Source organism: Bradyrhizobium sp. SHOUNA76 (assembly GCF_023006445.1).
Lineage (GTDB): Bacteria > Pseudomonadota > Alphaproteobacteria > Rhizobiales > Xanthobacteraceae > Bradyrhizobium.
Genome location: NZ_JALBHA010001199.1, coordinates 1 through 307 on the forward strand (window position 1 = coordinate 1; position 307 = coordinate 307).

General features: G+C 67.1%; 1 protein-coding gene. It reads right to left on the reverse strand.

Annotation, left to right across the window (positions count from 1 at the left end; genetic code table 11):
* The coding region (locus MOV74_RS40490; RefSeq protein WP_246933146.1) for an AMP-binding protein at positions 1-307 on the reverse strand (307 nt) is incomplete at both ends.

Below are 307 nucleotides of genomic sequence, written 5' to 3' on the forward strand. Positions count from 1 at the left end.
GCGCTCGCCGCCCTTGAACGAGGCGTCGTCGACGTCGACCACCAGCGGCTTGGGCCCCGTCATCTGCGCCAGCGCGTCGGTGATGACGCCTGAAAACTCGGGATCGACCAGGATGATCCTGGCGCCGCCATGATCAAGCTGGAACGCGATCGAGGGCGCATCGAGACGGATGTTCAGCGCGTTGAGCACGGCGCCGGTCATGGGCACGGCGAAATGCGCCTCGTTCATCGCCGGGATGTTCGGCAGCATCGCCGCAACGGTGTCGCCGACGCCGATGCCCTTGCGCGCGAGCCAGGACGCAAAACGC